This window comes from Kitasatospora putterlickiae, from assembly GCF_039527695.1.
Lineage (GTDB): Bacteria > Actinomycetota > Actinomycetes > Streptomycetales > Streptomycetaceae > Kitasatospora > Kitasatospora putterlickiae.
On the sequence record NZ_BAAAKJ010000278.1, the window covers coordinates 333 to 7114 of the forward strand.

9 protein-coding genes are annotated in these 6782 nt (G+C 75.4%); 3 read left to right on the forward strand and 6 right to left on the reverse strand.

What is annotated here, in order from left to right:
- Positions 1-39: 39 nt before the first annotated feature.
- From ABD308_RS27410 to ABD308_RS27420, 3 genes are all read right to left on the reverse strand, one after another.
- On the reverse strand, positions 40-810 hold the full coding sequence (locus ABD308_RS27410; RefSeq protein WP_344339876.1) for a CDP-alcohol phosphatidyltransferase family protein: 771 nt from the start codon (positions 808-810) through the stop codon (positions 40-42).
- Positions 811-921: 111 nt separating this feature from the next.
- Entirely contained in the window at positions 922-1635 is a 714-nt protein-coding gene (locus tag ABD308_RS27415) for a YidC/Oxa1 family membrane protein insertase (protein WP_344339880.1), read from the reverse strand.
- A gap of 77 nt (positions 1636-1712) precedes the next feature.
- A complete protein-coding gene (locus ABD308_RS27420; RefSeq protein ID WP_344339884.1) occupies positions 1713-2012 on the reverse strand; it encodes a DUF6412 domain-containing protein in 300 nt (99 codons plus the stop codon).
- A 140-nt stretch (positions 2013-2152) separates the two neighbouring features.
- Here ABD308_RS27420 and ABD308_RS27425 point away from each other — a divergent pair, with 140 nt between their 5' ends.
- Together ABD308_RS27425 and ABD308_RS27430 are read left to right on the forward strand one after the other, a co-directional pair.
- Complete coding sequence (locus ABD308_RS27425) at positions 2153-2437, forward strand: type II toxin-antitoxin system Phd/YefM family antitoxin (protein ID WP_344339888.1); 285 nt, start codon at positions 2153-2155, stop codon at positions 2435-2437.
- On the forward strand, positions 2430-2852 hold the full coding sequence (locus ABD308_RS27430; RefSeq protein WP_344339892.1) for a type II toxin-antitoxin system VapC family toxin: 423 nt from the start codon (positions 2430-2432) through the stop codon (positions 2850-2852). Before ABD308_RS27425 ends, ABD308_RS27430 begins: the two co-directional genes overlap by 8 nt.
- Here the strand turns inward: ABD308_RS27430 and ABD308_RS27435 are convergent, their stop codons facing one another.
- The 3 genes from ABD308_RS27435 to ABD308_RS27445 form a co-directional block, all read right to left on the reverse strand.
- Positions 2853-3416, reverse strand: coding sequence for a hypothetical protein (locus ABD308_RS27435; protein WP_344339896.1), 564 nt, complete (start codon positions 3414-3416; stop codon positions 2853-2855).
- Between the two features lie 336 nt (positions 3417-3752).
- On the reverse strand, positions 3753-4268 hold the full coding sequence (locus ABD308_RS27440) for a hypothetical protein (protein ID WP_344339899.1): 516 nt from the start codon (positions 4266-4268) through the stop codon (positions 3753-3755).
- Positions 4269-4355: 87 nt separating this feature from the next.
- Positions 4356-5462: a Gfo/Idh/MocA family protein gene (locus ABD308_RS27445; RefSeq protein WP_344339902.1), complete on the reverse strand. Its 1107-nt coding sequence runs from the start codon at positions 5460-5462 to the stop codon at positions 4356-4358.
- Positions 5463-5946: 484 nt separating this feature from the next.
- Here ABD308_RS27445 and ABD308_RS27450 point away from each other — a divergent pair, with 484 nt between their 5' ends.
- The gene (locus tag ABD308_RS27450) at positions 5947-6726 is read left to right on the forward strand and encodes an HAD-IIA family hydrolase (RefSeq protein WP_344339906.1); all 780 of its coding nucleotides are present in this window, start codon (positions 5947-5949) and stop codon (positions 6724-6726) included.
- Positions 6727-6782 lie beyond the last annotated feature (56 nt).

Sequence of the window (6782 nt, forward strand, 5' to 3'; positions counted from 1 at the left end):
AGGTCGGCGCGCCGTCGGAGGGGGAGGCCCGGCGCCCGCTCAGCGCAGGCGGGAGGAGGACAGGATCGACGCCAGGTGCGCGACCACCATCCCCCAGGTGATCACGGTGATCGCGGCGACCGTCACCTGCGTCGGGTCGGTGTGGCCGACCACCGCGTCCACGACCGCCGCCGCCAGCAGCACCAGCGAGGCCTCGATCCCGTTGGTCACCCGGTGGATCTTGAACACCGACGCCAGCCGTCGCGCCGTCGCGATGCCCTGCGACCGCGGCTGCGTCGACTCCTCGTCCGCCGGCGCCATCCCGCTGCGCGCCCGCGCCACGTCCACCAGGTCGGTCGACGCCTTCAGCAGCACCACGCCCAGCGCGGCCGCCAGGCCCACCGACACCCACAGCTCCGAGCCGCCCCGGGCCGCCCGGACGCCCGCGCCGATCATCAGCGCCGCGTCCGCCAGGTACGCGCCGAGCCGGTCGACGTACACCCCGGCCATGCTGAACTGCTTCTTCCAGCGGGCCACCTCGCCGTCCACGCAGTCGAACAGCAGGAAGCCCTGCATCAGCACCACCGCGAGCACCGCGCCCGGCAGCCCCGGGATCAGCAACGCCCCTCCGGCGCCCACCCCGCAGACCACCATCACCCAGGTCAGGGTATTCGGCGACACCGAGGTGCGCACCAGTTGCCGGGTGACGCGCAGCGAGACGGCGCGCATGTAGAGCCGCCCCGCCCAGTGCTCCCCGTTGCGGCTCGCCAGCTTCGCCTGCGGCTGGCAGACCTCCCGCAACTCGGCCAACGCCGGAGCAGCGACCGTCATGGTCCGACCCTTCCCTTCGCCTGTGGGATCTCACCCGTGTGATCGTCCGGCCGACCGGCCCAAACGATCACACAGGCTAGAGGAGGACCGGCGCCCGCTCCGACCCGGGCGTCACACCAGCGCGACGCCGCCCGCCGGCTCCGGCGCGCCGTCCCGGTACAGCCAGGCCCGCTCGGCGGCGGACCAGGCGGTGGTGGTCAGCAGGTAGACCCCGGCCGCGAGCGGCACCAGGGCGGCGAACAGCACCGTGCCGAAGGACAGGTACGGCAGGACCGCCAGCCCCGGCTGCGGCGGAGTGCCGTCGGCCTTCGCCGCCTGCTCGGCCTGGGCGCGGCGGGCCCGCCGGAAGCCGACGTACGCCACCGCCGCCAGGCCGGCGTACAGCACGGCGAACACCGCCCACTGCCCCGCGCCCCGCGCCTGCCCCACGTGCAGGCCGAGCGGGGCGCCGAACAGGGTGTGGCCGAGCAGGTCGTTCGGGGTGGTGAAGAGGCGGTACATCACCGAGAAGAACGGGATCTGTACCAGCATCGGCAGACACCCCGCGAACGGCGAGGCCTTCTCCTCCCGGTACAGCTCGGCGAGCGCCGCCTGGAGCTTCTCCGGACGGCCCTTGTGCCTGCGGTTCAGCTCGGCGACCCGCGGTGCCAGCCGGGCGCGCGACTTCTCCCCGCGCGCCGCCGCCCGCGCCAGCGGATGCAGCGCCAGCCGGACGCAGACGGTGAACAGGACGATCGCGAGCGCGGTCGGGACGACGTGCGCGAGCGCGGCGACGACGTCGTGGGCCAGGCCGACGGCCGGGTCGAGAACAGCGAAAACGGACATGGTGGAGCGAGCCCTCCGGGGTCTCGGGATACGAGTGGTCGACGGAGGACGGCCGCGCTTGCGGATCTTTGCCGGGGCTACGCGGCCCCCGGGGCCGCTCCCGGCGCCCTCGGGCGCCGCCGGCCCCGGGCGTCCGGATCGCGCTGCGGCAGGAACGCCGTCCGGAACGCGCGCCTGCGCAGCATCCCGTCCCGCACGTTCGCCGGCGCCCGCGCCCCCAGCAGCCGCGCGACGACCAGCGCCCCCGCGACCGCCCCGGCCACCAGCACCACGGCCGCCGCGGCCGCCACCGAGGTCAGCGACCCGCCACCCTCGGCGAGCCACTCCCCACCACTCAGCACCCGCAGCACGCCGAGCAGCATCGCGACCACCGCCACGTCCCTGCCCTCCTCACGTGCTCCGGAGCCATGTCTTCAGAGCAGGAAGACGATCGGGCCCGTGCCCCGGTTCCCGGTCCAGGGAGTCTGCCGGCGGCGAGGGTGTAGCCGCAGGTGCTACACGGGGCTACCTTGGGAGGATGAAGACGATTACCCAGCGGGAGTTCCGGAACAACTCCGCCGCGGTGATGGACGCCGTGGAGGCGGGGGAGACCTTCCACATCACCAGGAACGGGGTCGAGGTCGCCGAGCTGCGGCCGGTCGCGGGGCGGCGGCGGCTCACGGCGGAGGAGCTGGTGGCGCGGCACGTGAAGCTCCCGCGCGTGGACTACCAGCAGATGCGCAAGGAGGCCGAGAACTACTTCGGCCCGGAGGAACTGATCGGGGACGAGGACGGCGACCCGTTCGAGCGGCCGCGTGGCTGAGCGGCGGCGGGCCTCCCGGCGGCGCCCGGCCGGGGTGCTGGACACCTGCGTCTACATCGACCTGGCCCTGCTCAGCCCGGCCGACCTGCCGGCCGTGCCGGAGCTGACCGCGATCACCTTCGCCGAACTCCAGCAGGGCGTCTCGATGGCCCGCGACCCGGTGAGCCGGGCGGCCCGGATGGAGGTGCTGGGCGCGGCGATGGCGGACTTCGAGCCGCTGCCCTTCGACGCGGCCGCCGCCGCCCGCTACGGCACCCTGGTGACCCTGACCATCGCCGCCGGGCGCCAGCCGCGCCCGCGCCGGATCGATCTGATGATCGCCGCGATCGCCTCCGCGCACGGCCTGCCGCTGTACACGCGCAACGTCTCCGACTTCAAGGGGCTGGGCTCGGCCGTCGAGGTCATCGGCGTCTGATCACGGCCGGCCACCCGTCGGGCGGAGGGCCGTCGGGCCCTCCCGCTCGACCCGGTCGGCCAGGGCCGCCGCGGCGAGGGCGACGGGCCGCTCGTCACGGTCGTGGTGCACGAGAACGGGCTTGCCGTCCGGCCCCACGGCGGCGACGACGGCCCAGCGCGGCCGGTCGGACAAGCGGAGGATCAGTCGGCGGATACCGTGGTCGAGCCCGAGCACGAGGGCCGCGACGGCGACGATCGCGATGCCCAGCGGGTCGCTGATCTGGCCGTGCGTCGGGCCGTCGCGGAAGGCCCTGGCCACGGCCCGGTGCCGGCCGAGCCAGGCCACGGCGATCCGCACCGGCTCCCCGCCGTCCGGGCCGGTGACCTCCGCGAACGAGTGGCTCCCACCCCGCTCGCCGCCCGCCCAGGCCGCCCGCAGGGCAGCGGTGCGCTCGGCCCGCGCGCGTTCCGCCCGCGCCGCGTCGGCCGCCGACGCCCGCCGCTCGAACTCGGCGGTCCACTCCCGCTCCCGCCGCCGCTGCTCCTCCCGGGCGGCGCGCCGCTCGTCCACCTCGTCGGTCATCGGATGCTCCCTGGGTCGGTGCGGGCTGCCGCGGCGGTCGGGCCCGCTCGCGGCGGCGGGTGCGCTGGACGGCGTGATGCGGATGGTCGGCCGGCTCGTCGGGCAGCCGGCGGCCGGTGACGAGCGGGGGGAAGCGGAGCCCGGAGGTGTCCGAGGCGAGGGCCGAGGTGTCGAGGCCCGGACTCCGCGGCGCTTTCCGCTGGGCCGGAGAGGCGGACGACGGAGAGGTGGACGGCCGTGCGGTCCGGGCCGGTCACCTCGACGTGGCCCGTGCAAGGGATGTTCTCGCCCCGGGCCCGGCTGCGGCGTTGCAGGCCATCGTGCGGGGCGCCGCGCTCATCGGCTGCCGACGATGGCCGGTGCCGGGAGGTACAGGGCGGCGGTGCCCTCCCGTTCGAGGCGGTCGGCGAGGGCGGCCGCGGCGATCAGGGCCTGCTCGCGGCGGCGGGTGCGCTGGACGGTGAGGGGGACGCCGTCGGCGGTGGCGACGACGGCCCAGCGCGGGCGGCCGGTCAGTTCGACGAACAGCCACTGGACGGCGAGGCCCAGAAGCATCAGGACGGCGACGAACTCCGCCAGGAGGGCCAGGAGTCCCAGGACGCCGACGAGGAGGTCGGAGCGGGCCCCGGGCTTGCCGGCGACGTCGGCGGCGGGCGGGCCGGAGCCGACCCGGACCACCCGCAGGCCCACCAGGCGGCCGTCCGGGGTGGTCACCGTGAGGGGGGTCCACTGGACGTTCTCGCCCCGGGCCCAGCCGCGGCGTCGCAGGGCGGCCGCGTCGGCCCGGGCCCGCCGCTCGCGCTCCGCACTGTCCGTCAGGCCCTGCTGATACCGCTCCCCCCAGGTCTGCACGGGGTGCAGCGTAGGCGAACGGGGGAGCGGAGCGGCAGGGCGGCGGGCCGAGTTCAGCGGAGTTCAGCGGTGGTCCCGGGTGAGGGGTCAGCCGAGGCGGACGGTGGTGCCCGTGGCGGCGGAGGCGCGGGCGGCCTCCAGGACGGTGAGGGTGGCGACGGCGTCGCGCGGGTCGACCGGGGGCGGGGTGCCGGGGGTGGCCAGGGCGGCGACGACGCCCGCGTAGAAGGCGGGGTAGTCGCCCGGGTTGGTGGGCACGGTGACCGTCGACCCGTCGGTGCCGAGCACGCCGTCGCGGGCCGGGTCCTCGGCGCCCCAGGGGGCCGCGGCGTCGGGGCGCAGGCCGGAGCGCAGCGCCGCCTCCTGCGGGTCCATGCCGGACTTGACGTACCCGGCGGTGTCGCCGAGGACCCGCAGGTGCGGGCCGACCAGCGGGGCGAGGGCGCTGGTCCACAGGTGGGAGCGGGTGCCGCCGGCGTGGGTGAGGGCGACGAAGGCGTCGTCGTCGACCACCGCGCCGTCGCGCCGGACGTCGATCTCCGCGTAGACGGTGTCGACCGGCCCGAAGAGCGTGAGCGCCTGGTCGACGAGGTGGCTGCCCAGGTCGTAGAGGGTGCCGCCGACCTCGGCGGGGTCGGCGAGCTCGCGCCAGCCGGGCTTGGGCTTGGGCCGGAAGCGCTCGAAGCGGGACTCGAAGCGGTGCACCCGGCCGAGCGCGCCCTCGCGGACCAGCCGGGAGGCGGTGAGGAAGTCGCCGTCCCAGCGCCGGTTCTGGAAGACGGTGAGCAGGGTGCCGCCGGATTCGGCGAGCGCGCAGAGCTCGGCCGCCTCGGCGGCGGTCCCGGCCAGCGGCTTGTCGACCACGGTGGCCAGCCCCGCGGCCAGGGCGGCGCGGGTGAGCGGCGCGTGGGTGCGGTTGGGGGAGGCGATGACGACCAGGTCGAGCGACTCGGGCTCGGCGAGCAGCCGCTCGGGGGTGTCGACGGCGCGGGCGTCGGGGTGCTCGCGCCGCAGCTGCTCCCGGCGCTCCGGGTTGGCGGTGACCACCGCGTCCAGCCGGAGTCCGGGGGTGGTGGCGATGAGCGGGGCGTGGAAGGCGGAGCCGGCCAGGCCGTAGCCGATCAGACCGACGCGGAAGGGCGGGCGGCTGCCGGAGGGGGTGGCCGACGGGGCGGGGTGCGCGGAGGTCGTCATGCGACCTACTCAACCACGGGGAGTCCGCGCACCCCCGGTTCCGACGCCACCGCGGCACCGGGCCGCGACAGGGGTGGGCCGGGAGGATCGTGCCGCCGCCGCGGTGGGGGACGCGGCGGCGTGGCGCTCACGCTAGCCGGGCCGGGCCGTGCTGCCGAGGGGCGCGACCGCGGTTAGGGGCGTCTTAAGGAGCCCTTGAGGAGGGCATGACGACGGGTCGGGCGGCCCCGCGGGCCTCGCGAGGCCCGCACCGAACGCACGGTGAGCGGGCGTTGAGCGCACGGTGAGCGGCCGGTGACGGGCCCGGGGCGGGCCGTGCCGTGGTGCCGGGCGCGGGGAGGGTGGCCGAGGGCCGGTGCCACGGGCGACTGACTAGGCTGGTGCGCGTTGGGGCAGCCAGTGGCGCCCGGCCGGCCGAGGGTGTCCGGTCCGGAGCGATGTGCGAGATCGTTCAGTACCGTTGCAAGACCGAGGAGACACCGACGTGGCAGAGCGCAAGCCCATAGAGTCGTGGCTGACCGACATGGACGGGGTCCTCATCCACGAGGGCACCCCCATTCCCGGCGCCGAGGAGTTCCTGCGCCGGCTGCGTGAGTCCGGCAAGCCGTTCCTGGTCCTCACCAACAACTCCATCTACACCCCGCGCGACCTCAGCGCCCGGCTGGCCGGCATGGGCCTCGAAGTGCCGGAGGAGTGCATCTGGACCTCGGCCCTGGCCACCGCCAAGTTCCTGAAGGGCCAGCGCCCCGGCGGCACCGCCTACGTGATCGGCGAGGCGGGGCTGACCACCGCGCTCTACCAGGCCGGCTACGTGCTGACCGACAACAACCCGGACTACGTCGTCCTCGGCGAGACCCGGACCTACAGCTTCGAGGCGCTCACCAAGGCGATCCGCCTGATCAACCAGGGCGCCCGCTTCATCTGCACCAACCCGGACGAGACCGGCCCGTCCACCGAGGGCGTGCTGCCGGCCACCGGCTCGGTCGCCGCGCTGATCACCAAGGCGACCGGCGTCGAGCCGTACTTCGTCGGCAAGCCCAACCCGCTGATGATGCGCGAGGCGCTCAACACGGCCGGCGCCCACTCGGAGACCGCCGTCATGATCGGCGACCGGATGGACACCGACATCGTGGCTGGCATGGAGGCCGGCATGGAGACGATCCTGGTGCTCACCGGCCTCACCGCCGCCGCCGACGTCGAGCGCTTCCCCTACCGGCCGACCCGGGTGGTCAAGTCGATCGCGGACCTGGTCGACCTGATCTAGCCCCAACGCCGTTCAGTTAGGCGTGGGGCCTGCATGTCAAGGCCGGTAGGCAAAGC

Excerpts from the sequence above, each read along its gene's own strand:
- ABD308_RS27435 (WP_344339896.1), bottom strand. The coding sequence starts at position 3,416 with ATGACCGACGAGGTGGACGAGCGGCGCGCCGCCCGGGAGGAGCAGCGG.
- ABD308_RS27425 (WP_344339888.1), top strand. The coding sequence starts at position 2,153 with ATGAAGACGATTACCCAGCGGGAGTTCCGGAACAACTCCGCCGCGGTG.
- ABD308_RS27445 (WP_344339902.1), bottom strand. The coding sequence starts at position 5,462 with ATGACGACCTCCGCGCACCCCGCCCCGTCGGCCACCCCCTCCGGCAGC.
- ABD308_RS27415 (WP_344339880.1), bottom strand. The coding sequence starts at position 1,635 with ATGTCCGTTTTCGCTGTTCTCGACCCGGCCGTCGGCCTGGCCCACGAC.
- ABD308_RS27410 (WP_344339876.1), bottom strand. The coding sequence starts at position 810 with ATGACGGTCGCTGCTCCGGCGTTGGCCGAGTTGCGGGAGGTCTGCCAG.